Below are 26,903 nucleotides of genomic sequence, written 5' to 3' on the forward strand. Positions count from 1 at the left end.
GCAGTCCGACGCGAGGATGCGTGGACCTCAACTCGCGCGCCCCGGAGCGTCTCGCTTGCGCCAACCGCGCGGTGTGGAAATTATGCTTGATCCCGCCGCCACCTGCCCCGCCCCAGAGCGAGCGCCGAGCTCGCCGGCATTCATGATCGCGCTCTGCGGGCGAAGCTGGCCTTTGGCGATCAGAAGGATTCGATCAGCCGCGGCCAGTGTCTCAGGCCGGTGCGCCGCCACGATGCGCGTGATCGATAAGTCCCGGAGCATGGTGTTGATGCGCCGTTCGGTCGCCACGTCGACGTGGCTGGTGCCCTCATCGAGAATAAGGATCCGCGGCTTGTTGTAGAGTGCGCGCGCCAGCATGATGCGTTGCTTCTGTCCGCCGGACAAGGTGCTCCCGAGATCGCCCACAAGGCTGTGAAAGCCCATCGGCAGTCCAAGTATATCCTCGTCCACGCAAGCCAGCTGCGCCGCACGCAGCAGGTCTTCGTAGCGGTACTCGGCGTCGAACAGCGCGATATTTTCCGCGATGGAGCCGGTGAGCAGTTGATCGTCCTGCATGACGACACCGATCTGACGCCTCAACGCCCGTTTTCCCCACTTGTGCAGCGGAATGTCGTCGATGCGTACCTCACCGGAGTTGAGCTCCTGGAGTCCGGCCAGAATTCTGAGGACCGTCGACTTGCCCGCGCCCGACGCGCCCGCGATCGCGACGAACTCCCCCGGCTCGATCGCAAGTGAGGCTCCGGCCAGGATCTCACGATCGCGTCGCGCATAGCGGAAGCGGGCATTGCGCAGAGTGACCGCTCCCCTGAGCTCGGCAACAGGCGGGCTATCGTCCAGGCCTTCTTCCTCGTCGGCCAGGGCAATGTCACTGACGAAGTCGAGCTGCACATCGAGCAGACGATACGCCACGATCTGTTCGATAAGAGTCCCGATACGTTGTGTGAACAACGTCATGTAGGCGATGAATGCGGTGAGCACACCGACGGTCATTTCCCCGCTCATGACCTGCGGCGCGGCTATCAATACGACGAGGACGCCCACGCCGCCGAAGATGGCTTGATTCAGAGCCTGCATCCCGAAAGTGATGTTTCCAAGCCGTGCTTCGGCGCTCAGCGTTTCTCCAGCGACGTTACGGTAGAGCATCTCGCGGCGTGGCTCGATCCCCAAGCTCTTGATCGTTCCGAACGCGCGCAGCGTCTCAAGGAACTTCGACTGTTCGCGCGCCTTGGCGCGCATCGCATCTCCCGCGCGCCGTCGGGAGATGCGAACCGCCAGGAGGCGGATCATTGTGTAGAGGACAGTCGCTCCGAACACGATCAGCGCCAGATCGGTCGCATAGACCATCATGAGGATACCGACGACGATTGAGAACAGTCCGTCAAACATCGCGAGCAGCGCACCGCCCCCAAGGAACTGTTTTATCGGATCAAGGGCGGCGAAACGCTGCTGGACATCGCCAACGTTCCGACGCTGCAGGAAGGCGGCGGGAAGCCGCACCAGGCGCCGGAAGAGGCGCGCGCGCATGTCGTAGGCCAGCGCATTCGAAATATATTGAAAGGTAAGACTCCGGATTAGGGTGGCAATCGCCCGAAACATTGTGATCAGCAGGAAGGCGAGGCCTAGGATCGTGAGCAGGCCTAGATCGCCTTTAAGGATGACCTCATCGATCACGAGTTGCATGAAAAAGGGCGTCGCAATGACGAAGAATTCGATCGTTGCCGACAGGATTGCCGCCTGACCGAACGCGGACTTGACGCCTTGATCGAGCCGTACGAGGCTGCCAAGGCGAAGGCGTTTGGTGTCGCGTGCTGGGGCGAATTCGCCCGTTGGTGTGAGTTCCAGAGCCACGCCGGTGAAGCTCCGACTGACCTCGCTACGGTCGGCGAGCCGCGCTCCATTGGCAGGATCGTGGATGATGATGCCCTTTGGGGTCACTTCCTTCAAAACGACGAAATGCTTCATCTCCCAGTGAAGGATGGCGGGCATCTGGAGCTGGTGGAGTTCATCGGCTTCGCAACGAATGGCGCGGGCGCCCAGCCGGTAAGAGGCTGCGATGTCCACCAAATCCTGCAAGGTCGAGCCACGCAATGTGGTGGCATTGCTCACCCGCGCGGCGGCGAGACTGGTTTCATGCCCATGGAAGCCGGCGACCATGCAAACGCATGCAAGGCCGCACTCCGCAGGTTCGACCTGAAGGATCAGAGGCAGTGCCTGGCTCCGCGGAAGCCGCCAAACCTCACCGAAACTCGCCATTCTCGTACCTTAGAGAAGCCGCCGGCCACCCGCCAGCAAGGGTCCGAATATCCATTCGAAGAGGGTGCGCTCCTCCAGGATGATGTCGGCCATCAGCGTCATGCCGGCGCGCAGATCATGACGCTTGCCATAGGCCGCAATGGAATCGGCCGGGATCACGATGGTCACGAGATAAACCGCGTCTTGACTATTCCCTTCGATGGCATCCAATTCCTCGGGCGCGAGCGCCGCCTCCGGCACCGCTGCGACACGCCCCGCGACCGTCCCAAACTGCTGGTATGGAAATGCATCTAGCATGATCCGGACCGGCTGGCCCGGCTCGATAAAGCCGATTGCACGGGGTGGCACATAGAGGTCCGCGACCAAGTCCGCGCCTCGCCCCTCGTGACCCGGCCCCTCAGCCGAGGCGAGAATGGTCATGGCCGGTCGGTTGGCCTCTACGGCCTTGCCCGCAGTGGCCCGGATCGCCGTTATGCGCCCGGAACGCGCAGCGCGGATGACGACGCTGTCCTGAAGCTCAGCCTCTACCTGCCGCTGCGAAAGTGCGCTCACAGCTTCCTGGAGCGCATTCTGCTCGGAGCGGGCTTCCCACAAAGCGCGCTTCGCCGCAGCGGCAGCTTGATCGGCTTTACTGAGCAACTCGGCGCGATCCGCATCGATCTGCATTAGGCTTTGCTCGATCGTGAGCTTGGCATCCTCCCTCGCCTTCAGTTCTCCCAAGCGAGCGAAGCCCTTCGCGCTCAGCTGCTGAATCGCCGCGAGATACTCCGTCGCTAGCCTCAGCCGACGTTCAACCTTTTCGCGCTGTTCACCAAGGGCCGTGGCCTTGGCGCGCAGGCTCTGCTCGGTGAGGCTGCTTTCCTTCACCTTCAGTTCGGCGGCCTGTTTCGAATTGAGGGTCCGCTCGCTAAGCGCCGCACGCTCCAGTTCAATCGCGCTCATCAGTCGGGCATTAGTGGTCGCTCCGCTGCCCAGCATCGTTTCCGTGGAGATACTGAAGAGCGGTTGTCCGCGGTGGACGATTGCCCCCTCTTTGACGAATAGATTCCTGACGGTGCCGCTTCGGTTCGGCATGACCCGGAACTCGCCTTCGGCCGGCCGCAGCCGCCCCGAGACTGTCTCCTTTCGCGCAAAGCTCGCGGACATGAGAATCGCGATGAACGCGATGACCACGATCGCCAGCCCCAAGGTGATCCAGCGCCATGATGGCGGCGTCAGCGGCGCGGCGTGCCCATAGGCTGGCTGAGGGGTCCGGATCGCTTCGGGACGGAAAAGCGGGAGCGCGATCTCGCCTTGCTGCTGCTCATCCCGCATGACGGCTTCTGGCCAGGTCGGATCAAGATTGGAGCGCATCGAATGCTTCATGCATCCACGGCTCGTAGTTCTTCCAGCGCCTGATCGAGCTGTCGTAGAGCGGCTCGCGGACTTGATGGCGAGAGGGTGTGCGGACGCTTCGGACGCGCCCTTGATAGTCCATCAGAGCATCCTCCCAAGACAAGCCGAGCCACTCGACGACGCGACGTACCACGGGCTCGCCTTCCCTGGCGAGTGCCTCATACTCGAGCGTCAAAAACTTGTCGGAGTACAGAGTGCGCCATTCTGCCGTGATGCGGTCATGGTTTAGGCGGCGCGCGACAATGCTGTCGATGCCAGTGGTGTAGGTTTGATGAGGCGCGAAGTGTTCGAAGAAGATCGACACGAGATTGTCGCGGGGGTCGCGGACGCAGTGAATGAAACGTGCGTCCGGGAGCAAAGAAGCGATCAGGCTGACGAACCGGTAATTGTCGGGAAGCTTGTCGATGACCCAGCCTTCGGTGGCGCCCCGCGCAGCGAGCAAGTCACGATAACGCTGCGCGGCCACGTTGGCGCGGTCCACTTCAGGCATGTCAAAGCCGTCTTCGGACAGCTTCCACCTCCCCGCCACAGCCGGCCAGAAGGGAAGCTCGCCAAGGCCAGTCACCTCAGAATGGCCTGAGAGGATCTGCTCGACCAAAGTCGTGCCCGAGCGCGGCATGCCGACGATGAACAAAGGCCGCGCGCCGGCGGTTTCCTCAAGGCTGAGTTCTACATCCGCGAATTTCCGCAAATTCGCCATCAGGCAGGCCAAGCGCCTTTCGTCCTCGCCGGCATCATGGGGCCGGTTCCGGCGGATAAGCGCGTTAGCCGCCTCAGCGTGGATGAAGGCCTGCTCATAGTTGCGCCTCCGGTCGAAGGTCTTTGCCAGGGCGTAGTTGAGCGTGGCACGCGGTCCCGGTGGGATGTCAACTGACTCCGCGACCAACTGGGCGCGCGCGAGGAGGTCTTCCTCATCATCGGCCCGGCGGGTGGCGAAGAGGCCCGCAAGTGCGGCGGGATGACTGGGACTGACCGCCAGCACCCCTCGATACATCGTCGCCGCTTCGTCAAATCGGCCGTCTTCCTGTAGCATCTCAGCTAGCACGAGGCGGGGCGGAAACGAGTGCGCGTCGGCGGCACAAGCCTGCTCCAACAATTTGTAGGCACGTTCCTGCTTATCGAGCTGGCGCAGGATGCGGGTGGCCATAAGCAAGCTCGGCTCATGGCTTGGATTGAGCTTGAGCGCATTCTCAAGCCACCCGAGCGCTTCGACGTTCGCGTTCTGCTCGTTGGCGAGCTCGGCCAACGAAAAGGCAGCACGAACATCCGTTCTCGCGCATTCCGCCAGTGCAGCCACGAGCGCAGACGCCTCGAGGGCCTGCCCCTCGTGCCGCGCGAGCCGCGCCCGCAACGCGAGCAGACGCGGATGGTCGGAGGGGTCGTCCGCCATTGAGGCGGCGCGCTCCGCAAGGGCCCATGCTCGATCCAGATTTCGGTGGTGATACGCAGCTTCGGCCGCCCCGATCAGTTCCTTTTTGCTTCGCACCTCCGAGACAATCTGGGCGGGGCCGCCACGCCGACGCCTCCACATTACCGGCTCCTGCGCCGGTACGACTTGGTCTTCATCTGGCTTAGAACTCATGGCGATGGCGCTTCCGGCAGTCAGTCGAGCGGGAAAGCGTCCGCGGACCTGAGGGCTCCGCCTTGGAAGATGAGACGCATGCCGACATCATCATCGTCTAGACCATTGGCGGCTCGAGCGGCTTGTGTTGACGCATGACCTTCGAGAAGCAGAACGATGCTCGGCGTTTCCCGGCCGCACCTCGCGCTCATTCCGGTCACCCGCGTGAACCCCTTCATTGCCTTTTTGACGCCATCCGACGCCGCCTGGCTAGCGGGCTTGCCGTCGAGGCTGAGGCTCGACAGTCGCACGCTCTCTCCTTGATGCTGCACGGCCAGTTGAACGGAACCGCGCGCGCAGTTGAACCCGGCCTGCAGGCTCGCGCTGACCGGTAGTTCGCCCTCTTGCGAAGCAAAGGCCGGGGCAACCGAGCCCGCCACGAACAGCACGAAAGCCAACGGGCGGAACCACCGCGGCGTGCTGGCTCCCATGGCACTTCCCAAGCAATATTTTGGATTTGCCACTTCATCTCTCCTGCTGTTCATGACGGCTCCCGACGGCTGCATTAGCGCATTGGATCAGTCGGTGTCGTAGTGCGTCCGTCCGAGTATTCGTATTCACGCATAACCGATCGATAATCGATGATGTACAGGCTCAGATCGTCGGCATCGGCGCGTCCATTGCTCACCAAATTGTCCGCCGTACGCCAGTCGCTCGGGTCATTGCCGTTCCAGGAGGGCGCGCGGTTCAGGCGATCTTCCGTGTCACTGAAACCGGCGTCAGGGTGGTTATGCACCACGCCAACGATCGTGGTACCAGCAGGAGGAGCCGGTAGTCGAGCTTGACCATTTTCGCCGCGGACAAGGTCGGTGCGATGGAGATTACCGCTCGAATCCCGATAGATTATCGCGCCATATTCGCGACGATGGTCATCTGACTTGCCGACGATCTCGTCACGAATCTCGCGCGCCAATTGATCCACGGCATCCTCGCTGTACGGGACACCTGCAGGAGCATCCAGTTCCTGACCGCCCCCGTAGAAGCCGTACGCGTCATAGCCATAATACGAATAATAGTCGTAGCCGTAGTAAGCGTAGGAGCCTGCTCCATAGTAACCGCCATAGCCGCCATAGCCGCCACCGCCGTAGCCGCCATAACCGCCGTAGCCGCCGTAGCCGCCATAACCGCCGTAGCCGCCATAACCGCCGTAGCCGCCATAACCGCCGTAGCCGCCATAACCACCGTAGCCGCCATAACCACCGTAGCCGCCATAACCACCGTAGCCGCCATAACCACCGTAGCCGCCATAACCGCCGTAGCCGCCATGATCGGTCCAGGATCCCCCGGCGATCAGTTCGAACTCCTCAGGCTGAAGTAGTCTCATAATTCCTCCCGTTGCGGAATTGTGACATTAAACGACAGCGACTCACGAACAAACGCAATGATCCTGCGGCGCGTCAAAGACGTCAAGTCAAAGTATTGTCCCGTTTCCGGCTGAGATTGGGGTAAAGTTGAACGGCATCGAGCAAGGGCGTAGATCCTCGAGCAATATCGAAATATTCTATAGATGCCGCTTGACAAGAGGCTTCCCCGGGGGTCGAGGAGTGTACGGCACAGGCGGAAGAATCATGCGACGAACGATTACCGGCATCGTGGTCATCGTGGTGGCGGGTTGCGTGATCGGAGCCGCCGCCGCGCGCGTTTCCTTCCTACAAGCCTCCGGAACATTGCAGATCGACGGCTTCCATCTTACTGGCGCGGAGGGCCTTACTCCGGCGCAGATCCAGATGGTCACGGATCAAGTCCATATGGTGTCGCGGCTCAAGATTAAGCCTGAAATCGCTGAATTCTTCAGATCGCAGCCAATCCGCCTGTCTCGAACCATCCGCCAGCATGGTGCCAGTGGCCCGGAAGGCGTGATCCTGCGGGTACCGGATCGGCAGTGGCAAGGGCCTGTCCTCCTGCATGAGTTACTGCATCTTTATCACGCACGTCGCCTTCCAGGAAGTATGAATAACGGAACGGTGGAGGCCGCCTATACTCGCGCTGCAGAGCAGAAATATTGGCCCGTAAACAGCTATGTCATGTCAGGTGGCGGAGAGTTCTTCGCGATGACCGCAAGTGCCGTCCTGCACGGCCAGGTGATGCGCCCCCCCCGTACGCGGCGCAACGTGCTCCTGCGCATGCCGCGTTATTATGAATGGCTTGTTCGGGAGTTCGGACTGCAATTGGAGCACAACTAACGCCGTATTTTTTCCTTATCTCGCCAGCGTCCGGCGATATCATGGTGAATCCTACCAGCGCCGATCACGAAGCTGGATCACGCGCGATCCGATCGGATAACCGATCGTCCCTCTCCGCATTGTAGCCGGTCGGCGGAGCAGCCCGAGGGCATTATTGAGCCGTGGGTCCTTAAACAGACTTCGCACTGACTTGTATGAGATTGGCTCCGGCTGCAGCGGCACGTCCCCGTCCGTGACTGGTCACGGGCCTTGCGTCGGGGCTTTACCCGATCGAAAATCACGCTTGACCGCCATGATCTGATATCATCCGGCCGAGTTCGACCGCAGCCGGGTGCGAAAAGTGCTGGCATCAAGGGCCCCTCGATCGAGCAGCGCTCAGGCGATATTTTCGTTTTGGCGCGCCAGCCCGCTCATGTCCCAAATCTCTCAGAAAGCATCGGGAGGCGAGTTGCCCGGCCAGGTCAGAACAGGCGCAAACCAAGCTGCACGGCCGCAGCCGCTTCAGGAGCGCTTTCCGACAAGCCCGCTCCGCCGTGCAGCGACAGCGACAGCTTGGAAGAGACGTCCGCACTCAAGCGCGCCGACAGCTGTTGCTCATCGGCGATCGATGCGCTTGGGCTTTGCGCATAACCATAGGCGATTTGTCCGGACAAACGCGCGCCCAGCGCGGCATTCAGCCCGGCCTGGCCTGCCCATGTGTCGCGCAGACGATAGCCTTCAGGGCGGCTCGGCATCGTGTAGGTGACGTTGGCGAACGGCGCGACGTGACCGAGTCTCCTGGATGCCTCAGCACCCACGGCATAGTCGGTCTTTCCGGTGCCGAGCCCGCTGCGGGCCGTGGGGAGCTTCACCTGTCCATAGACGGCGAGGTCTAGCCCCTTGAGGGGGAGCACCCATGCGGCGCCCAGCCGCACGTCGCCCAGCCCTTGGCGGCGGACGCGAGTGGCGGGGCGGCTCGGGTCGACGATGATCGGCAGGCCAAGGATTCCCCCGCCCGGCACCACATTACCCGGCGCATCGATGCGCATGTAGGGCAGCGAGGCGGACAGGATCACGCGACCGGCAACCACGCGCCCTCCAGCTACCGCCGAGGTGGTTTCGACGCGTTCTCCGGTTCCATATTCGCCCGTCTGGTACTGGATGCCCGCAGTCAGCTCACCGTTGGCGCGCGGCGCGCGCGATACCGGCTCGGGAGCTTGCTGCGCCAGGGCCGGAGACGCAAGGAGCGGCAGGGCGGCGGCGGCCGTAAAGGCGTGCATGGCATTCTCCATTCTCGATGCTTCCGCACGAGAACGAGAGCCGCCGCCGGTTTAATCCCGGGCGCGGAGTTTCACCGCATCGTGGGCGAAGACCAGCGCGACGCGATCGCCGCGCGCTCCCCGGCATCGTCCAGAGGTTCTCCGGACATCATCTCCTGGGCTTCGGCCATCAGCGCGGCACTGGCCGACCCGGCCTGGCGGTACTCGGTGGTCGCGCGCCCATCGACTGCCCGAAGCGATTGCACCCGCCATTCCTGCGCGCTGCGGCAGGCGATCGCCGCCTGGCTTCCGGTCTCGAAAGCGCGGCAATAGCTGCCATCCGGACGCTGGAAGGTCACCAGGATGCGGACGGATCCTCCCTGTGGCTGCGCGGAGGCGAGTTGCGCATCGAGCGCTCTCGCCGTCTCGCCGCGCGCCACCAACGATCCGCCCTGCAGCGCGAACGGACCTTCGGCATGCGGCAGCCCGCGACCGAGCACCAACCCCAGCAGGAGCGCGGCGGCGACGGCGCCGCCTGCCGGCAACCACCACGGCAAGGCACGGGCCCCGCGCTTTTCGCGCGCCTCGGCGATGTCGCGCACTCCTCCCGACTCCCGAAGCACCACCACCAGCGGGCCGGGCGGCGGCGTGTTCGCGATGGGCGCGAAAGCGGAGCGCAGCCGCTCTCGCAGCCGGCGCTGCCGCACGATCTCCTCGGCGAGCGTCGCGTCCGCTTCGGCAGCGCGCTCGACCCGCTTGGCTGCAATGGGGTCGAGCTCGCCGTCGATATAGGCCGCGAGCGTTTCGGGATCGATGCTCATGCCGCTTCCCCCAGCTGCGCCATCAGCGCCGCGCGTCCCCGCACGAGGCGCGAGGTCAGCGTTCCCATGGGTATCTCCAGCATCTCGGCGGCTTCCTTGTAGGCGAATCCCTCGATCAGGACGAGCGCGATCACCTCGCGCTGCTCCTCGGGAAGCGCATCCATCGCGCGCATGACATGACCGAGCTCGACACTCGCCTCGATCGCCCGATCGCCGCCGTCGCCTACGGCTTCGCCCTGCTCAGCCGGCGCGAAGGTCTCTCCGCGCCGGTTGGCGGCTCGGGCGGTGTCGATCCATTGGTTGCGCATGATGCGATACATCCAGCTGTCCAGTCGCGTTCCGGGCTGCCACGATGCGCGTGCCTTGATCGCGCGCTCGACTGCCGCCTGGCACAAATCGTCGGCATCCGCCGGTGACCGGGCGAGCGCATGCGCAAACCGCCGCAGCCGCGGCAGAAGCGCCACCATCTCGTCCTCGAACGTCACTCTCGCGAATTTCCTCGCCTTTGCCGGATGAAACGAGCGGGGCGCCCCGTTTCATCCCTGCATGACACGAATCTTCGCTCGCGCTAAACTGGAACCGATGAACCGACGCTCATGGATGCTTGTCGTCGCGCTGCTGATGGCGCCGTCCGCGGCAGGCGCCCAGATCGTCAGGGTTCCCTCCTTGCCGCCGCCGGTCGGCGGGCTGGTGCGCGACCTCGGCAGCTCCGTCACGCAGAATCCGCTCGTGCAGCAGCTCGAGCGTACCGCCCGGACGCTCGCGCGCGACCGGCTCGACCGGCTCCAGAATATTGCCAGGCTGCATCCGGATGCCGTTGAGCTGGATAGCGACGGCAACCCAGTTCGCGCAGGGGAAATCCTGGTCGAGGACCCAGATGCGGCGCTACTCGCGCGGGCGCAGGCTGCAGGCTTCACCCTGATCGAACAGCAGATGATCGAGGACCTGGCGATCGGCTATGCACGCCTTAGGGTGCCGACCGGCGTGTCGCTGCACGCCGCGCTGAAGCGCATGCGCACGATCGCCCAAGACCGCGGCGTCTCGACCGATCCGCTGCACTTTGCGAGCGGCGGCGTCGCGCCGGTCGCGGGCCCCACCCGCGCGCGGCCTTCTACGGCGGCGGCGACCGCGTCGATCGGCATCATCGACGGCGGCGTCGACGAGCAGGCGATCGGGGGACCGATGGTGCAGCAAGCATTTGCGCCAGGCGGACCCGCCCCCAATGCGCACGCGACAGCGCTTGCCTCGCTGATCCAGGGCGCGCCGACGGTCCGCGGCGCTGCGCCGCAAGCGCGGCTGCTCGTCGCCGATGTCTATGGCCGAGACCCGGCGGGGGGCAGCGCGACTTCGATCGCGCGTGCGATCGGGTGGATGGTGCGGCAACGCGTGCCCGTGGTCGCGGTGAGCCTCGTCGGCCCTCCCAATTCCTTGCTCGCGCGCGTGGTCGCGGCGGCACGAGCGCGAGGCACGGTGATCGTGGCCGCGGTCGGCAACGACGGTCCGGCCGCGTCGCCCGCCTACCCTGCCTCCTACCCCGAAGCGCTCGCCGTGACCGGCGTCGATGCACGAAACCGGGCGCTCATCGAGGCCGGCCGCGCGCGCCATCTCGATTATGCCGCGCCCGGTGCAGACATGCTCGCCGCGGGCCTCGGCGGGCGCACCGTGACCGTGCGGGGGACGTCCTTCGCAGTGCCCTTCGTCGCTGCCCGGCTCGCACGCGTTTATGGCACGCCCGACGCCGCCGCGATCGCCGGCGCGCTGCGCGCGCTCGATCGGGAAGCGCACGACCTCGGCAAGCGAGGGAGCGATCCCGTCTATGGCCGCGGTCTTGTCTGCGGCGACTGCCGGACCCTAAAAAATTGATCGCGCACCAGGATTAAGCCGCCCGGGGCATCCGTTCTCGATGGGAGCGCGCCGATCGTGCGCGCCCCACAATGCGAAAGGAAAGCCCGATGAAAACCTTGTTTCTCGCCACGGCGGCCGTACTCGCCTTTTCCGCGGCGCCAGCTTCGGCACAGATTCTCGGCGGAAACGGCGGCTTGGGTGGCGCGCTCGGCGGCGGTGGTTCGCTCGACGGCCTTGGCGGCACGATCGGCGGTAGCGGCGCCGGGACACTGGGCAGCGCGCTCGAACGCGTCCGCGAGCCCGCGACCACGACGACGCGCACGGACGGAAGCGCCCGAGCCGGCTCGCATGTCGATCGCCGCAGCGGCCGCGTCGGCGCAGACGGCTCGGCGGCAACGGACGTGAGCACTATGCTCGACGGGACGCCCGGCGCGACAGGGCTGGATGGCAATGGCACCGCGTCCGGCTCCGCTTCCGGCAGCGCGACCGCGGATCTGATCGGCACCGACGATGTGCGCAGCGTGGCCGGAAGCGCGGCGAATACCGTACGCGGCGCGGCGGGTCGGACGCGCGAGCTGGCGGCAGGCACCCGCGATTCTGCGACGAGCGCCGTCGGCGGTCTCGGCGGCGCCACAGGCTCCGCAAGCGGTGGCGGCTCAGCAGGCGGAACCGCGGACGGCGCGATCGGCAATGGCGTTCTGGCGCTGGACGGCACCGCCGCAGCCAATGCGCTCGGCAGCTTCGCCGTCGCGCCCGGCATGAACGTGACCGACCTGAAGGGCCGTACGATCGGAACCGTTCGCAACGTCGTCACCGACGCGCGCGGCCGCGTGCAGGCAGTGCGGATGGAGATCGGCAGGCGGACCGCGACTGTCCCTGCAGCCAACTTCAGCGGGTCCGGCGATGTGCTGGTCTCTGCAGCGTCAAAGGGTGAGATCAGGGAGATCGCCGAGGATCAGCCGGGCGGCTGATCCGGGCCGCCGTTGGTTCGAGTGCTTTCCTTTGGGAAGGCACTCGACCAGGAGCCTCCTTTTCAGTTGCCCGACATTTTGAACGACAGCAGGTCGAATGGTCACCGATTTCGTGATCTTTTTGCGCTTCCCATGGGTGGGTATCAGTTGAGCCAACGACGGCTTCTCGGGTGCCACACCAGCTTCGTTGAACGAAAGAAACGGGTGTTGAGCCGCAGGCAGGAGCAGCGCTTCCCGATTTCGCGAGCGCTCGGTCGACAAACAGGGCGGTTTGAGGTCGATTGGTTGACCTGCTGAAGTCCTGGCGGACGACCTCAGACGTTGCATGGCACGTGGCGCAAGCGGCAGGTCGAGGCTGCCAGTTTCCGCAGGCCCCGATCTCTCAAGTTTCACCAATCCGACAGTCGATCGCGGCGTGCCAGCCGTCGAATTGCACCACCGAGCGCGCAACCTCCGGCTTGAACCAGGCGATGAAGTCGCGCACCGCCGAGCGGCTTCGAGCGCGCGACGCTTCCGCACGCAGGACATAGCCGAAGCCGGTTTCACGGCGGATCGGCAAACAGGCGACCAGCCGGCCGTCGGACAGGCAACGGTCGCTGAGCACGGGCGTTGCCAAGGTGACGCCAAGCCCGGAAACTGCCGCTTCATAAGCGAGCTGATTGGTCTCGAAGCTCACGATCGGCGGCAGCTCGCCCGCGAAGCCCGCCCCACGCAGGAAATCGTGCCATAGGCGATCCTGCCCGGCAACGCGCGCGGCACGCTGCACGATCATCCGACCTGGCACTATCGTCTCAAGCCAATCGCCGAGGGCGGCTTCCCTGTGCCCCAAGGCGAGAGCGGCGCAGGCCTGGAAGCGCTGGCCCTGGCGATCCGGGTGGCGGGCGATCCGCGCGCCGTGCCGGCGGAGCGCGCCACGGCCGTGGCCTGGATCCTGCACATCGCAGCCGACCTCCACCAGCCGCTGCACGCTGCCGAGCGGTTCGGACCCGACTGGCCGCAGGGCGACCAGGCAGGCAGCAAGGTGTTCGTGCGGGAGACAGAAGGCAGCGAGCCGATATCGCTTCACTGGCTGTGGGACGACGCCGTAAGCCGCAACGGCGCACCGGAGGCGGCTTTCGCTCGGGCGAAGGCTCTGGCTTCAAGCTATCCGCGGGCCAGGTTCGAAAGATATCTGAAGGCCGACGATGCGCGAAGCTGGCTCGAGGAAAGCTATGCTGCGCTCGCGCAGACGCTCGCCTATCGCCCGGACGCTCCCCGCGCCACCAGGCCCGATGCTGCGCTGGTTGCGCCTCCAGCCTATCGCACCGAGCTCGAGCAGGCCGTTACATAACGGCTGGCCCTTTCGGGATACAGGCTGAGCGATTTGCTGGCGCGCATTATGAAGGAGTGACCTGCGCGGCTTGCCGTACGAGCCGACAAGGCATCCTCGCCGGTGCGCCGGATGCGCTCCTCGACACCTATGAGGAGGAGCGGCGACCGGTGGCGCAGGAGGTGCTGGGGCTTTCGACCCGCCTGCTTGCGGGCCACGGAAAGCAGGGCGCCATGCGGCGCGGCCGCGACACGCACCAGCTCGATATCGGCTACCGGAGATCGTCCTTGTCGCACAATGCGACGGGCCGAGCGACCGGGCCCCTCGCGGGCGACAGGATGCCTGACGCTCTCCTCACCGGTGCAGCCGGTCAGCCCCGGCGCCTGTTCGACCTCTTCGCTGGTCCGCACTGGACCTTGCTAGTGTCCAAGCCATCCTATCTGCCCGGCTCTGCGGCGTATGACGGCGTTCGCATAGTCACGATCGGCATCGATGCCGAGCTGCGCGACACCGAAGATCAGCTCGGCATGCTCGAGGGCGATGCGCTTCTCATCCGGCCAGACGGCTATGTCGGCGCAACCTTCCGTGGAGCGCCCCGATCTGGGCGCTTATCTCGCGAGAGTTCTTCCCTCCGCGAATGCTCGGGGCGGCAGGGCGCAGCCCTTAGTGTCGCACGCGGACCTCACACGCTCCATCTGTGCTGACCCGGTAGCGGTCAGAAGCATCGGCGACAGGTGCTGCGCAGCGCAGGCCCCGTTTCGCTGTGAAGGATGGGTTCGACATATGAGCGGGCAAGCACTGCCCCGGGGTTCCAACCTCGTGTCTCGGGCACGAGCAACCTGGTTCAGCCGCCAGTAAGGACGGAGATCGATGATAGACCTTGATAAATGCGTTCGTGCGCACGGATCCCGCTTAATCACAAAGGAAGGCCCATGGCCGATACGGATGCAAAGCAGATGCTCGTAGCGCTCACCGTCGACATCGTTGCAGCACATGTCACCAACAACAATGTCCCGGTTTCGGACATGCCGTCGCTCATCGGACAGGTCCACAGCGCCTTGTCCGCCCTCGACACCTCGTCTCAGGAAGAACCGGTCAAGCTACGGCCGGCGGTCTCTATACGTGCTTCGGTGAAACCCGATTATATCATTTGCCTGGAAGACGGCAAAAAGCTGAAAATGTTGAAGCGTTACCTGAGAACGCATTTTCAGATGACGCCGGAACAGTACCGCGCCAATCAAAGTAATCGAGCCCTTGGCCCTGCGCGACGAGGTTGCTCGCCGCGCGGCGGAGGTGGTTGCGCTTTATCGTCCGGCTTCCGCCGAAAGCCCGACCGGCGCGGCGGGCGGCTGAAGCGCGCGAGGCGCTGCTTGATGAATGGCGCCTACCGGTCGCACCCGCCCTGGCGATCGATCTGAAGTGCCGCATTGCACCCCCCTAGCGAGGCAGGCAGCGCCGCGGACATGGTTCTGGCGCTCTGCTCAGCGCAATGGGACGGCCAAGGTTGAGCAACCGCGAAGCCGCTCCAGCCATGCGCCCGACTCCCTGAACGCGTCGTGCCCCGGATCGTCAGACCGTATATCCGTGGAGCAGCCCGGTCAGAAATGGTTCTCCAAAGCCCGTCTAATTCAACCGCCAGCGCGCGGATCAGAACGCAACAGCGAACACCCCTAGTCGCGCGTGTCCCCCGATAACGGCGTGGCGCGCATGGACGGCCTTTCGGCAAAGGCGTCGAGCCAAGAGGACAGTCGCGAGTGCCCGCGGAACGACGGCAAATCCCGAAACTCGATCCAGTCGAGGGCCGTCGCGAGCGCAATGGTGCCGACTGTCACCGGCGCCCCTGGTTGGACCTCTTGCTCCAGCCAGGCATAGGCCGTCAGCAGCTTGCGCGCATAGCCTTCCCGGAGCTTTGGATAGCGAAGCTCGGCCGGGCGCCGGACGCTTTCCCAACGAATGGCGATGCCGGCTTCGGCAATGCCGTGCGCGGCCGCCTCGAGGCGAAGCGCACGCCATCGCTCCTCCCCATCCGCCGGGATCAATTTCGGACCCGAATGCAGGCCGTCAAGATAGGCACAGATGACGTTGGAATCGAAGATCGGCGGGAGGCCTTCTCGCAGCAGCACCGGCACTTTTCCCAGCGGGTTTTCGGCGAATACCAGCAGGTTAGGCTGAACAGGACTGGTTTCGTGATGTTCAACCTCGATACGATCCGCGAGTCCGGCTTCGTGCGCGAAAACGAGCGTTTTGCGCGCGAACGGGGAATGCGTTTGATACAATAGCTTCATCGGGCCGCTCCGAGATGGTGAAGGATATAAGTGAGTGCCCCGGTCAGCCGCTTCGCCGTCGGCAGATGGAGGAATTCATTGGGTCCATGGGCGCTCGATTGTGGTCCCAGGACCCCGGTCACCAGGAACTGAACATGCAGGAATTTCTCCAAGCATCGACAAGAACGGGATTCCGCCGCCTCCGCCCATACTGGCGGCGGCTCCATCACCCCGCCATGTCCCGGCACCAAAGCCTTATCTTGCCGTTTTGTGTCGAAGCCGTCCGCCGAGACTGTGCATCTGACGCGCTATGTCATTCGGAATGCGCCGCTCGCCGCCGGTGGTTATTCCTGTCCATAATATTGAGCCGTCGGCCTGTTGAGCAGACATCATGAGCGTCACGCGACCATTCCAGATGAAAAGCCATGACTCCAGCCTGATGGCATCCTTGCGAGAGCTGGCGCCGCGGAAAATCTGGACACCGTCAAGCTGCTCCGCCTGTGCCATCAGCATGGCGCTGCTGGCATTGACGAGCGGCTGATAGGCGGGGTTGCCGGTGGCATTCTGGACGGGCCTGACGACGAGCGCCGGTGAGTCTGCGCTACGCCCGAATATAGCCCAGGCCAGCGCCGCTGCCATCACGAGCGCCAGCGCAGCGAGTACGACAATCATGGGGCGAAGCCGGTTCGGGCCGGACGCAACCGGCGCTTCGGCCGGTGGCTCGACCATAAGGCGATAGCCGCGCTTGGCGACCGTCTCGATATAGCGTGGCCGCCGGGCATCGTCTTCCAGTGCCTGACGCAGATCGCTGATGACCACCGGCACGCTGTTCGCGCTGATCGCGCGGCCTTGCCAGACCTGCGCCAGTATGTCGTCCGGGGTGACCACCTCGCCCGCGCGGCTGCAGAGGAGTTCGACCGTCCGCGCGGCGCGATGCTCCAGCCGGCGGCGTTCATCGCCGCGGCGCAACTCGTTGGCCTCCGGGTCGAACGACCAATCTCCTATGCGGTGGCTCGTCATCTGGATTCGCATGTCCTTTTGCGCCCTGCCCTCGCACTTTAGCCCCGGGGCAGGAAACCCGGTCGAAGGTCCCAATCAGGCCGATTAGAACAAATTCAGCATTTCTTTATTCGCATTCCCCTGCGTGTCCCGCGCATCCAGCGCCAGGCCGCGCCCGGATTGGCGCTGGCGAGCGAAAAAGGACAAGGTTCGATGCAGGTGCAAACGATGCTGCGGCGGCTGGATGACGCCGATCTGGGTACTGCGTTCCTGGGAGTGGCGACCATTCTGTACGGAATCGCGTGCTTCCTGCAGGGCGATTTTCACGACTTCTGGCAGCCTGTGCCTGAGAACCTGCCGTTGCGACAGCCGCTCGCTTACCTCATTGCTGGCTTGCTGGTGGTGGGCGGATCAGGATTGCTGATGGCACGCACCGTCAGCCGCGCGGCGATGCTCGTGCTCCTGATATTCGCCATGTACGGGGCATGTTATCTGAGGCTTCTGATCGGCCCTCCCTTCAACACGAATGCCGTGATGGGGCTCGCGGAGCAGCTGGCGGTTGTCGTGGGTGCGTGGGTTATCCTGCAGCGGGTGCGCGGGGGCGGACCGGCCGGAGCGACGATCGCCCGGATTACCTTTGGCGTCTGCTCGCTCATCTTCGGTCTCGCGCATTTCGTTGCCCGAGTGCAGACCGCGAATATGGTACCCGAGTGGATGCCTGGCGGCCAGATGTTCTGGGCGGTCGCGACGGGCGTAGGGCATGCTGCAGTAGGCCTTGGCCTGATCGCGAATCGATTTGCGGTCCCGGCGACGCGGCTTGGTGCATTGATGTATTTGTGCTTCGTTCTGTTCGCCTGGCTGCCCGGAGCGTTCACGCATCCGACACAGTGGCTTCGCTGGGAGGGCGCCTCGATCAGCCTGTGCATGGCCGCGGCGCTTTGGTTGGTCGGAGACCTGCTGGCATCACCTCAGGTCGGCAATCGAAGTTCCTTCGTAGGTCTTGCTCCAGAACAGTCGCACTGCGCGGTTGAGCGCTTGCGCCATGCGGCGGAGCTGCATGGCTGCTCGACGCTATTCTTCGAGCATGGCGTCGAATTGATCCTCGGCAGGATCGCGGCGCTGGCCGGCGCGCGGGCGCGCGGAAGACCGCACAAGCTCGACCGCGCAAGGCTGGGGCGCGTCTTCGAACTCATTGAGGCGCAGCTCGCCGGTGATCTCTCGATTGCGCAGATGGCGGCCGCCGCCAATTACGAGGCCAGCGCCTTCACGCGCGCGTTCAGGCAGGCGACCGGTTCCACGCCCTTCGCCTACCTTACCGCACGACGGATGGAGCGTGCGGCGCTTCTGCTCGAGGCGGGCGAGCCTGTGACACGAGCGGCGCTGGCGGTCGGCTATGCCAATGCGAGCAAGTTCGCGGCCGCTTTCCAACGACGAATGGGTGCCGCGCCACGTCAATGGCGTGACTGCCGGAAAATGTGAAGGCCGCTGGGGGATGCGCAATGCAGTCCAGCCAATGAGACCAACCAAACGAAAGGAGCTAGTGATGGCAATCAGGATGACCGACCTTCTGATACTGACCACGGCAACCGCAGCGATGGTGATCGCGGCTGCGGTGGATGCGGCCGAACGCCGCTCCGGCGTCCTTTACGACGGTGCAGGCCGGGAATTGGGGATGATTGCGATTACCGACGCGCCCAAGGGGGTGCTGCTCCGCATCGAAGCCAAAGGCCTGCCGCCCGGCTGGCACGGCATGCATTTTCATGAGAAGGCGGATTGCGGCGATACCGCCTTCAAGGGCGCGGGCGGCCATGTCCATTCGCAAAAGCCGATCGTGCACGGCTTCCTCGTCGAGGACGCGAACGACGCCGGCGATCTGCCCAACATCCATGTCGGCGCGGACGGCAGCGCGACGGTCGAGCTCTATTCGACTTTGGTTTCCGCTGATGGCCAGGGCGGTAGGCCAGCACTCAGGGATGCGGATGGCTCGGCGCTGGTGATCCATGCCAATCCCGACGACTATAAGACCCAGCCGATCGGGGGTGCCGGCGAGAGGATTGCCTGCGCAGTTGTTCCCTAGAACGGAAGGCGTGGATCAGTCGCCACAGCCTCTGCTTCAGGCGCCGAAGGCCGACCAGGGACCGGTGATCGCGAGCGTTTTGCCGGGGCTGTAGGCATTGACGAACAGGGTCGAGCCGTCGGGCGAGAAGCAGGCGCCGGCGAGCTCGGTCTGCGCGCGCAGCCGGGCGAACGGGTAGAGCTGCCCATCGGGCGTCACGCCGCGCAGATGGTTATCGACCATGTCGGTATACTGGTCCTCGCAGACAATCAGATGACCGTTGGGCGCAACGGTGAGATTGTCACCGAAGTTGAGGTGCGAAGGATCGGCCGACTCGACGAAGTTCTGAAGCCGGCCCGGCTCGCTTCGTTCCTGCGCCTGTCCCTCGAAGCGTGACGGCCGGTAGCGCATCACCTGTCCGAGCTTGGCCGCACCGCCCGACGTGCAACAGAAATAAAGCTCGCCATCGCCATAATGGATGCCCTCGCCGCGCGCGAACAGCAGCGCGCCCTTGGCCGCGCCGCGCTGGCGCAGGTCGTCATCGGGGCTTTCGACCGCGTCGAGATCGACCCAACGCGTTGCAGCCCACTGTCCCTGGGGCAAGGCAACACCGTTCCAGTTTCGGCTGTCGATGAGGGCGGGCTCGACAAGCGCCAGCGCCTGCAGTCGCCCGCCGCGTGCGAGCGCACCCTTCTCCTCGGGCAGGAAGCGGTAGAGCAGGCTGTCGTCGCGATCCTCGGTCAGATAGACGATGCCGGTGCGTGGATCGACCGCGGCCGCTTCGTGGTTGAAGCGGCCCATCGCGGTGAGCGGCACCGGCTCGACGAGTCCGCGCACGCCCGCCGGCACCTCGAACACCCAGCCATGGTCGCGCGCCACGCCGTTCCCGGCGCGGGTCACGTCTTCCTCGCAGGTGAGCCAGCTTCCCCACGGCGTCATGCCGCCTGCGCAATTGCGGATCGTACCGACAAGGCTCAGATGCTGCCGTTCGATTTTGCCGGCGGCAAGATCATACACGATCGTCGTCGTGCCGCCGGGCAGCGCATCCCCGCGCGCGTTGCGGTCATAGGCGGCGAGTTGCTCGGACGCCACGCGGCGGATCGGCCCTGTGTCGAAGTGACGCGCCTGCAGTTCATGATTGCGAACAAGCGCGACACGGTTGCCGCCCAGCGCAAAGCAGCCCATGCCGTCGGCTCGGTCGGGGACGACAAAACCATCGTCCATCCGGTCGCCGAACGAGGAGATCACCCGGTAGTTGAAGCCCCGGGGCAGATCGAGAAAACCTGCAGGATCCGGCTCGAGCGCGCCATAGGCGCGTGGTGCCGGGCCGGTCGCGCCGTGGCGCATCGCGGTGCAGGCACCGAGCAGGCCGGCGAACGCAGTGCCGGTGAGCCCCAGCGCAAACTGCCTACGGTCCAACATTGCTCATACTCCGTTGCCTGCAGCCGGTTGCCCCATCAATGGGTCATCACCGTTACGTACCTCTCGCATGCGGCTCGACCAGTTCAAACCGGGCGCGTTCCGGTGAAAAGCGCACGGCGTCGGTATCGAACGCGCGGCCGATATGACCACCGGCGATCAGTGCATCCGGCGTCCCTACCGCAAGTCCGCCTTGTCCATCGAGCAGCCATACGCTGTCCGCAAGCTGGAGCGAGAGATCGAGATCGTGGCTCGAAAGCAGGATGACGGCGCCGCTGGAACGCGAATATTGGCGCAGCAGTGTCATGACTTCCACCCGGCCGGGCAAGTCGAGAAATGCGGTGATCTCGTCGAGGATCATCAATTTGGGCGCTTGTGCGATGGCGCGGGCGATCATCACACGTTGCCGCTCGCCGTCGGACAGATCGTCGAACAGCCTCCCCGAGAAAGCGGCAGCGCCGGCAAGGTCGAGCGCCTGTTTCACACGCTCGCTGTCGTCCGCGGTCAGATGTCCCTGCCATCCGGTGAAGGGCTGGCGGCCGAGCGACACGACATCGTCAACCGTCAGGCCGGGGCTGCCGGGCCGCTCGGTGAGCACCACTGCGATCCGGCGTGCCCGCGTCTGCGGCCGCATGCGCGCGATATCATCGCCCTCGAGCAGCGCGGCGCCTGCCAGCGCGTCCTGCAAGCCGGAGATGGTGCGCATGAGCGTCGATTTGCCGGCGCCGTTACGTCCCAGAACGCAGACAAAGGCACCCGGCGGCACCGCAATATCGAGACCTGAAAGAACCGGCCCGCGCGGCGCGCCATAGCCGACCGACAGCCTGTCGAGCTTCAGCATCAGCGCTGTCCCCGCATCGATTTGGAGAAGACCAAGAGCGCGATCACCACCGGCGCGCCCACCAGCGCGAGCACGGCGTTCAGATGGAGGAAGTGCTGCTCCCACGGCGCATGAACGACTAGATCGGCAGTCAGCGCCAACAGCGCGCCGGCGAGCGCCGCGAGCGGGAGGAGCGGCAGGATGCGGGCGGTGCCGGCGATCGCCCGCGCGAAATGCGGAACGATCAGGCCGATGAACGTCACCGGCCCGCAATAGGCGGTGACCGGCGCCACCAGCAGCACCACCGCGGCGAGCGTGAGGCGCCTGAGCCAGGTCACATCGGTGCCGAGGCTCTTGGCATAGGTCTCGCCAAGCAGGAGCGTCGTGAGGGGCTTGGCATTGAACAGCGCCAGCGCAATCCCGGCCAGCACGGGGACAAGCAGCATCGGCAGATCGGCCAGTGTGACGCTTGCGAAATTGCCGTCGTTCCAGCCGGAGAAGACGCGGCCGCCGACGCGGTTCGCGAAGTGTATGACGACGCTGACGATCCCCTGCACGGTAAATCCCAGCATCAGTCCGACCACCAGCAGCGTCACCGTGCTGACCCGACGGGCAAGCGCTGCCATGGCGAGCGCGAATATGCCGATCCCGGCCATCGCTCCGGCGGTGATCGAAAGCCCCTCGAACGCTCTGAGAAAGGCGATGGCCGATGGGCCGGAAAAGGCGGCTGCGGTCACCAGCAGCGCGACGCCGAGCTGGCCGCCCGCCGTGAGGCCTAGCGACCAGGCGTCCGCCATGGGATTGCGGAACAGCGCCTGCATCAACACGCCGCCGATGCCGAGGGCGCCGCCGGCGATGATCGCCGTTGCCACGCGCGGCAAGCGGAGCTCGCGCACGATCTGCACGTGCATCGGATCGCCGCTGCCGAGCAGGCTGGTGACGACGTCGCCGGCACCGAGACCGACCATGCCGAAGCCGAGCGCGAAGAGTCCCGCGGCCAGGATCGCAAGCGTCAGCGCGATGGTGCCGGTGGTGCAGCGGAAGGCCGTCGTCATCGCGCCACCTGCGTGTCGGGCCGAATGTAGCGGAACGGTTGGTCGCGCAGCGCCGGATGCAGCATCCGCACCACATCCCCCAGCACCAGGTCGGGGCGGATCACCGCGGTCTCGTAGAGGTCGAAGGCATCGGCCTGGGGCTTGGTCATGCCGTCGGCGGCGAACAGGCAGCCTTCGCGATAGGCCTTGAAGCGTCGCAGCGTGGCGACATCCTTGAACGGCTGCGAATGCGAATCGCGCATGATCCAGCAATCGGCGCCGCGGCCGCGCGCGATCAGTTCCTCGGTGCTCACGCGATTGAAGCTGTCCTTGCGCGGATCGTCGGGGCCTTCGAAGGGATTGCGGCCATTGGCGTCGCGCAGCAGCCTCGCGTCGGCGTTCCTGATCGTCGGCATCCAGCGATCGCCGCCGGAGAACCAGGCCGACATCACCGTGCGCCTGGGCTGCGCCGCCGCCGCCTTCTTCAGCGCATCGACATTCTTCGCGACCCTGTCGACGAAAGCGTCGGCTTCCGCCTCTCGTCCGGCGAGCATGCCGATCAATCGAACATAATCGACCCGGCCCATATAATCGGGTTCATTGTCGAGGAAGATCGGCACGACCGGAATGCCCAGCGCCTCGATCCGGGGTTTTGCGCCGACATTGGCCATGTCGCCGAGCGACATCAGCAGCACTTCGGGCTTCGCGGCGATCAGCGCGTCCAGCTCCGGCGGCGAATGCCAGCCATAGCCGATCTGCTTGACCAGTCCTGCGCGAACGCGGCCGCGCAGCTCATCGTCCCAGGATTTGACGCCGCCGACTGCGACCAGCCGATTGTTGATCCCGAGCACCCGGGTCATCGCCTCATGATAGCCGGTGTTGCTCGCGATCCGCATCACCGGGGTGCGGATCAGCGTTGCACCCGCGAGGTCGCCGGTCAGGGAGGGGGCAGGCGAGATACGCGGGACGAGCACCAGGCGCTGGAATTGCTCCTCGCCCACGGCATTGCCGCCCCAGTTCACCACGACCGCCTTGAGGTCGACCACGCGATATCCGTCGCGCTCGACCACCCGGAAGGTCCTGGCGAAGCGCATCGGGATCTCGCGCCCGGAGATCGCTTGCCTGGCGGCAGGCGCCTTGGGCGCATCGCCCCCACATCCGCCAAGCGCGAGCGCGGCAGCGAGGGACAGGATGAGGCTGCGCATGCGCCTCACTCGCCGCCGCATCATCGCGCAGCTCCGAAGCGGTAGGCCAGGCTGGCGGTGACGGTGCGCGGCGCGCCCGGATAGAGCGGGATGAAGGCGCCGCCGCTGTCATAGTAGAAATCGTCCAACAGGTTGAGGACGTTGAGCTGCGCGCGCAGCGGGCCAAATCCCGCATCGAACGTGTAGGCGAGATTGGCATCGACCCGCGTATAGGCGGGGAGCGTGATGCTGTTGTCGGTGTTGCCCGCACGCTTGCCGATATGTTGCGCGCCCACGCCCACGCTGGCGCCCTTGAGCGATCCCGCGAGATCGTAGGTGGTCCACAGGCTTGCGGCATGTTCGGGCGCGTTGACGAGCTTGGCGCCTGGCGTCGCGAAGGCGTCCTCAAGTATCTTGGCTTCGAGCCAGGTGTAGTTGGCGATCACGCGCCAGCGTGGGCTCAGCACCGCCGGCAACTCGACCTCGACGCCACGCGAACGCGCGCGGCCGATCTGGATCACATAGTCGAAGTCGACCGGATCGGATGCAGCGACGTTGCGGCGCGTGATCTGGAAGGCGGCAAGCGTGGGCGTCAGGCGACCGCCGAGCAGGCTCGTCTTGACCCCGGCTTCCCAGCTCTCGCCGATCAGCGGGCGCGGCAACGAGCCATCGCGCAGCCGCCCGACATCGACCTGGCCGCGGAAGGACTGCGCATAGCTGCCATAGATCGAGACGGCGCTCGACGGCGTCCAGGTCAGGCCGATGCGCGGCGAGGCGCGGCCGCGCCTGGTGCTCTCGCCGCCCGTCCCGGCGATAGCATTATCGGCAGACAGCGTGTTCCAGTCATAGCGCAGGCCTGCGAGCAGCCGGAACTGGCCGAGCTGGAGTTCGTCCTGCGCATAAATGCCAACGGCGTCGCTGTTCCAGTTGCCCGCCGAGGTCAGGACCGAGGGCGTCGGTATCGAACGGGAGCCATAGACGGGCGCATCGAAATCGATTGGGAAGGCTTGCCCGAACGGCGTATTGCGCACGGTGAAGTCCCAATGATCGTAGCCATATTCGATCCCGACCAGCGCCTTGTGCTGGACTGGACCCGTCGCGAAGCGTGCGTAGAGTTCGGCCTGCGAGGTGAAGTCCTGCTGCCGGTCATAAGCGAGGCTCGGTCGGCGGTTGACCACCGGATTGGCCGGATCCGCGCGCGAGACCGGCGGAAAGCCATAGGCGTAGTAGAAGGCGTCCTTGGTGAAGCTCGAATAGCCGACCGCCACCCGCGCGCTGATCGCGTCGGAGAACCGGTGGTCGACGAACAGGCTGCCGAGCCCGCCCTTGTTGGTGTAGCGCGCGTCGGGCTCGCCGAACTGACGCTCGCGCGGCGCTTCGAGGAAGATCGGATCGTTGGCGAAGCCGCGATCGAAATAGCCTCGCTTGTGCGCATATTCGCCTTCGAGCGTCACCCTGGTGCGCTCGCCCGGCTTCCACTGGATCACGGGTGCCACGAAGACGTCGCGGGCGAAGCCGAAGTCGCGGAAGCTGCCGCGGTCGTCCCAGGAGGCGTTCAACCGGACGCCCAGGGTGTCAGACAACGGCGTGCCGGCGTCGAACGTCAACCGGATCTGGTCGAACGAGCCGTAGAGCGCGCCGGCTTCCACGAACGCATCGCCAGTCGGGCGCTTGGTGACGAAGTTAACCACCCCGCCCGGCTCAAACCGGCCATAGAGCGCGGAGGCCGAACCCTTGAGCACCTCTACCTGCTCGATGTTCTGGAGCTGCTCGTCGGGCGCATAGGCCGAGCGCCGCAGACCGTTCTTGAGATTATACGGCGCGATGAACCCACGGATGTAAAAACGGTCGTTGGTCGCCCCGAAACCCACCTGGGGCGAGAAGCCGGGGACATAGCGCAGCGCCTCGCCGATCGTCGTGATGCCGCGATCGGCGATCAGCTCGCGCGTGACCACCTGGACCGAATAGGGCGTCTCCTTGATCGGCGTATCGGACTTGCCAACCTGGGTGGCGACGGTCGCGCGATAGCCCTGCTCGCGCGTGCCGAGCACAACGATCTCTTCCGCCTGTTCCGGTTGCTCCTCGGTCGCCTGTGCCACTGCGCAATCGGGCATGAATGCAAGCGGGAGAGCACCAAGTATCGACCGGCCGCAGATGCGCCGAGCCAAGCCCGCACGAGCATGTTTCATCTTGAATCCTTATCTACGGAAAGGCGGCGGAACCGGCTGGCATCGTCCTTTCGCGCCAGCTCGACGAGGGGACAAGAGGTGCCACACAGGTGACGAAGTTGGATCGAGTTCCACCGAGCGAGCCTACAAGTTCCAAATCACGGTAGGTCATTTCCCGAAAGGCCGAGGCCTTCCCGCCGCGTTGCATCAAGCCTGGTAATGATGTATCGTAACTCAAGTCAACGCCATTATGAACCGTGCAGAGTGTTCCGGTTGGGCTAAACCTCGGCGGGGCTCAGGCTGGTGCGAAGGGATAGTCTTAAAGCATGCGGACCTTTCGGCTTGCGTCGGGATTCTTGCTAGCAACCGGCTTCGCCGCTACCAACGCGCACGCGGGGGAGCCACTGGGACTGCCAACGCCGATGTTGTCCCGATCAACTGGGAGTGGCGCGGGCCAATCGACTGGCGCGATGAATCCGCCCGCACTCAATCACGTCTACGTCGTGCTCGACGCGGCGACCTTCGCTGCAATCCGCGAAAGCCTCGAACTGGCGAGGCTGTTAGGCCGCAGCGATGGCGGGTTGCCCGATTATGCGCCGCCTGCACCCGATGCCGACCGGATATTCTTCCGCGGGCGTCAAACCTACCTGGAAATCTTCGCGCCAGATAATCGGTTTCGCGAGCCGGTGGGCAAGGTCGGGCTAGCATTGGGTTACGATCAACCGGCACGGTTCGACGCGCTGGAACACGCGTGGCGTACCGCATGCGGTAACGAGATGCGGCGCACACGGGTCGAGTTCAAGCGGACACAGCCGCCAGTGCCCTGGTATGATGCGGTGCAGTGCGACAGCACCGCTGCAGGTCCTGATCTCGCGGTCTGGGCGATGGTGTACCGCCCCGAATTTCACCGCTGGCAGTCCGGGGCAGCGACCGACATACCGCCTCGTGTTGCACGTGCGGACGTGTTGGCAGGCCGGGCCGCCGCGGGCCAAGGCAGGTTCGACATCACAGCACTCGAGATCGACCTAAGCGCATCACTGCACGCGAAACTCGTCAAGCAGCTTGAACAAGCTGGATTCCAACGTGAGGACGGGCCAGCAGGTACCCGCCTGCGTGGCGATGGCTTGGAGCTTTTCCTGCGCTCGGTGAATGACCATCCGGGATTGGTATCGATGTCCGTAGCGATGGACACCAAGCTTTCCAACGACCTGCAGCTCGGATCGGTGCGTATAGTGCAGCGGTCAAAGGGCAGCGCGCACTTGCAGTTTGGCAAATTGGCGGGCGACTGAGTCCGATCCGGCGAGGCTAAACTCGCGCGCATCC

The 26,903-nt window shown here is 64.8% G+C and carries 25 protein-coding genes; 9 read left to right on the forward strand and 16 right to left on the reverse strand.

Annotated features, from left to right (window positions below; genetic code table 11):
* Nucleotides 1-27: 27 nt before the first annotated feature.
* The 5 genes from ACMGDH_RS15475 to ACMGDH_RS15495 all read right to left on the reverse strand — a co-directional run bounded on the left by ACMGDH_RS15475 (nucleotide 28) and on the right by ACMGDH_RS15495 (nucleotide 6,593).
* Complete coding sequence (locus ACMGDH_RS15475) at nucleotides 28-2,253, reverse strand: peptidase domain-containing ABC transporter (protein ID WP_436828867.1); 2,226 nt, start codon at nucleotides 2,251-2,253, stop codon at nucleotides 28-30.
* Between the two features lie 9 nt (nucleotides 2,254-2,262).
* Nucleotides 2,263-3,618: an HlyD family secretion protein gene (locus ACMGDH_RS15480; protein WP_436828868.1), complete on the reverse strand. Its 1,356-nt coding sequence runs from the start codon at nucleotides 3,616-3,618 to the stop codon at nucleotides 2,263-2,265.
* Entirely contained in the window at nucleotides 3,590-5,179 is a 1,590-nt protein-coding gene (locus ACMGDH_RS15485; protein WP_436828869.1) for a tetratricopeptide repeat-containing sulfotransferase family protein, read from the reverse strand. Before ACMGDH_RS15485 ends, ACMGDH_RS15480 begins: the two co-directional genes overlap by 29 nt.
* A gap of 71 nt (nucleotides 5,180-5,250) precedes the next feature.
* Nucleotides 5,251-5,700, reverse strand: coding sequence for a hypothetical protein (locus ACMGDH_RS15490; protein WP_436828870.1), 450 nt, complete (start codon nucleotides 5,698-5,700; stop codon nucleotides 5,251-5,253).
* Between the two features lie 74 nt (nucleotides 5,701-5,774).
* On the reverse strand, nucleotides 5,775-6,593 hold the full coding sequence (locus ACMGDH_RS15495; RefSeq protein ID WP_436828871.1) for a hypothetical protein: 819 nt from the start codon (nucleotides 6,591-6,593) through the stop codon (nucleotides 5,775-5,777).
* Between the two features lie 244 nt (nucleotides 6,594-6,837).
* On the opposite strand from ACMGDH_RS15495, the gene ACMGDH_RS15500 reads away from it, so the two are divergent.
* Complete coding sequence (locus ACMGDH_RS15500; protein WP_436828872.1) at nucleotides 6,838-7,452, forward strand: hypothetical protein; 615 nt, start codon at nucleotides 6,838-6,840, stop codon at nucleotides 7,450-7,452.
* A gap of 461 nt (nucleotides 7,453-7,913) precedes the next feature.
* Here the strand turns inward: ACMGDH_RS15500 and ACMGDH_RS15505 are convergent, their stop codons facing one another.
* From ACMGDH_RS15505 to ACMGDH_RS15515, 3 genes are read right to left on the reverse strand one after another with little or no spacing between them, the layout of a single operon-like run.
* On the reverse strand, nucleotides 7,914-8,723 hold the full coding sequence (locus ACMGDH_RS15505) for a transporter (RefSeq protein WP_436828873.1): 810 nt from the start codon (nucleotides 8,721-8,723) through the stop codon (nucleotides 7,914-7,916).
* A 59-nt stretch (nucleotides 8,724-8,782) separates the two neighbouring features.
* Complete coding sequence (locus ACMGDH_RS15510) at nucleotides 8,783-9,511, reverse strand: hypothetical protein (protein ID WP_436828874.1); 729 nt, start codon at nucleotides 9,509-9,511, stop codon at nucleotides 8,783-8,785.
* On the reverse strand, nucleotides 9,508-9,978 hold the full coding sequence (locus tag ACMGDH_RS15515; RefSeq protein WP_436828906.1) for an RNA polymerase sigma factor: 471 nt from the start codon (nucleotides 9,976-9,978) through the stop codon (nucleotides 9,508-9,510). Before ACMGDH_RS15515 ends, ACMGDH_RS15510 begins: the two co-directional genes overlap by 4 nt.
* A 115-nt stretch (nucleotides 9,979-10,093) precedes the next feature.
* Here ACMGDH_RS15515 and ACMGDH_RS15520 point away from each other — a divergent pair, with 115 nt between their 5' ends.
* Together ACMGDH_RS15520 and ACMGDH_RS15525 are read left to right on the forward strand one after the other, a co-directional pair.
* Nucleotides 10,094-11,374, forward strand: a complete 1,281-nt coding sequence (locus ACMGDH_RS15520; protein WP_436828875.1) for a S8 family serine peptidase — start codon at nucleotides 10,094-10,096, stop codon at nucleotides 11,372-11,374.
* A gap of 89 nt (nucleotides 11,375-11,463) precedes the next feature.
* A complete protein-coding gene (locus tag ACMGDH_RS15525; protein WP_436828876.1) occupies nucleotides 11,464-12,327 on the forward strand; it encodes a hypothetical protein in 864 nt (287 codons plus the stop codon).
* A gap of 382 nt (nucleotides 12,328-12,709) precedes the next feature.
* Here the strand turns inward: ACMGDH_RS15525 and ACMGDH_RS15530 are convergent, their stop codons facing one another.
* A complete protein-coding gene (locus tag ACMGDH_RS15530) occupies nucleotides 12,710-13,099 on the reverse strand; it encodes a type 2 periplasmic-binding domain-containing protein (RefSeq protein ID WP_436828877.1) in 390 nt (129 codons plus the stop codon).
* On the opposite strand from ACMGDH_RS15530, the gene ACMGDH_RS15535 reads away from it, so the two are divergent.
* The 3 genes from ACMGDH_RS15535 to ACMGDH_RS15545 all read left to right on the forward strand — a co-directional run bounded on the left by ACMGDH_RS15535 (nucleotide 13,088) and on the right by ACMGDH_RS15545 (nucleotide 15,054).
* Nucleotides 13,088-13,657 carry a S1/P1 nuclease gene (locus tag ACMGDH_RS15535; protein ID WP_436828907.1) on the forward strand — a complete coding sequence of 190 codons (570 nt, stop codon included), beginning with the start codon at nucleotides 13,088-13,090 and terminating at the stop codon, nucleotides 13,655-13,657. The two genes, ACMGDH_RS15530 and ACMGDH_RS15535, sit on opposite strands and share 12 nt — an antisense overlap.
* Before the next feature lie 149 nt (nucleotides 13,658-13,806).
* The gene (locus ACMGDH_RS15540; protein ID WP_436828878.1) at nucleotides 13,807-14,340 is read left to right on the forward strand and encodes an aromatic-ring hydroxylase C-terminal domain-containing protein; all 534 of its coding nucleotides are present in this window, start codon (nucleotides 13,807-13,809) and stop codon (nucleotides 14,338-14,340) included.
* A 228-nt stretch (nucleotides 14,341-14,568) separates the two neighbouring features.
* Nucleotides 14,569-15,054, forward strand: a complete 486-nt coding sequence (locus tag ACMGDH_RS15545) for a Ros/MucR family transcriptional regulator (RefSeq protein WP_436828879.1) — start codon at nucleotides 14,569-14,571, stop codon at nucleotides 15,052-15,054.
* A gap of 252 nt (nucleotides 15,055-15,306) precedes the next feature.
* Here ACMGDH_RS15545 and ACMGDH_RS15550 read toward each other — a convergent pair whose 3' ends face one another.
* Together ACMGDH_RS15550 and ACMGDH_RS15555 are read right to left on the reverse strand one after the other, a co-directional pair.
* Complete coding sequence (locus tag ACMGDH_RS15550; protein WP_436828880.1) at nucleotides 15,307-15,921, reverse strand: glutathione S-transferase family protein; 615 nt, start codon at nucleotides 15,919-15,921, stop codon at nucleotides 15,307-15,309.
* 234 nt (nucleotides 15,922-16,155) lie between these two features.
* A complete protein-coding gene (locus ACMGDH_RS15555; RefSeq protein ID WP_436828881.1) occupies nucleotides 16,156-16,932 on the reverse strand; it encodes a winged helix-turn-helix domain-containing protein in 777 nt (258 codons plus the stop codon).
* A 147-nt stretch (nucleotides 16,933-17,079) separates the two neighbouring features.
* Here ACMGDH_RS15555 and ACMGDH_RS15560 point away from each other — a divergent pair, with 147 nt between their 5' ends.
* Nucleotides 17,080-18,378 (forward strand): helix-turn-helix transcriptional regulator, encoded by a 1,299-nt coding sequence (locus tag ACMGDH_RS15560; protein WP_436828882.1) that lies wholly within the window; start codon nucleotides 17,080-17,082, stop codon nucleotides 18,376-18,378.
* 64 nt (nucleotides 18,379-18,442) lie between these two features.
* On the forward strand, nucleotides 18,443-18,976 hold the full coding sequence (sodC, locus tag ACMGDH_RS15565) for a superoxide dismutase[Cu-Zn] (protein ID WP_436828883.1): 534 nt from the start codon (nucleotides 18,443-18,445) through the stop codon (nucleotides 18,974-18,976).
* Between the two features lie 36 nt (nucleotides 18,977-19,012).
* Here the strand turns inward: sodC and ACMGDH_RS15570 are convergent, their stop codons facing one another.
* From ACMGDH_RS15570 to ACMGDH_RS15590, 5 genes are read right to left on the reverse strand one after another with little or no spacing between them, the layout of a single operon-like run.
* Nucleotides 19,013-20,377 (reverse strand): alkaline phosphatase PhoX, encoded by a 1,365-nt coding sequence (locus ACMGDH_RS15570; protein ID WP_436828884.1) that lies wholly within the window; start codon nucleotides 20,375-20,377, stop codon nucleotides 19,013-19,015.
* A 52-nt stretch (nucleotides 20,378-20,429) separates the two neighbouring features.
* Nucleotides 20,430-21,215 (reverse strand): ABC transporter ATP-binding protein, encoded by a 786-nt coding sequence (locus ACMGDH_RS15575; RefSeq protein ID WP_436828885.1) that lies wholly within the window; start codon nucleotides 21,213-21,215, stop codon nucleotides 20,430-20,432.
* Entirely contained in the window at nucleotides 21,215-22,249 is a 1,035-nt protein-coding gene (locus tag ACMGDH_RS15580) for a FecCD family ABC transporter permease (RefSeq protein ID WP_436828886.1), read from the reverse strand. Before ACMGDH_RS15580 ends, ACMGDH_RS15575 begins: the two co-directional genes overlap by 1 nt.
* On the reverse strand, nucleotides 22,246-23,433 hold the full coding sequence (locus ACMGDH_RS15585) for an ABC transporter substrate-binding protein (protein ID WP_436828887.1): 1,188 nt from the start codon (nucleotides 23,431-23,433) through the stop codon (nucleotides 22,246-22,248). The genes ACMGDH_RS15580 and ACMGDH_RS15585 overlap by 4 nt, the downstream gene beginning before the upstream one ends.
* Before the next feature lie 20 nt (nucleotides 23,434-23,453).
* Nucleotides 23,454-25,601 (reverse strand): TonB-dependent siderophore receptor, encoded by a 2,148-nt coding sequence (locus tag ACMGDH_RS15590; RefSeq protein ID WP_436828888.1) that lies wholly within the window; start codon nucleotides 25,599-25,601, stop codon nucleotides 23,454-23,456.
* Between the two features lie 449 nt (nucleotides 25,602-26,050).
* Between ACMGDH_RS15590 and ACMGDH_RS15595 the strand changes: the two genes are divergently transcribed.
* Complete coding sequence (locus ACMGDH_RS15595) at nucleotides 26,051-26,869, forward strand: DUF5829 family protein (RefSeq protein ID WP_436828889.1); 819 nt, start codon at nucleotides 26,051-26,053, stop codon at nucleotides 26,867-26,869.
* The last annotated feature ends 34 nt before the right edge of the window (nucleotides 26,870-26,903 follow it).

Source organism: Sphingomonas radicis (assembly GCF_051400635.1).
In the GTDB taxonomy this organism is placed as follows: Bacteria; Pseudomonadota; Alphaproteobacteria; order Sphingomonadales; family Sphingomonadaceae; genus Sphingomonas.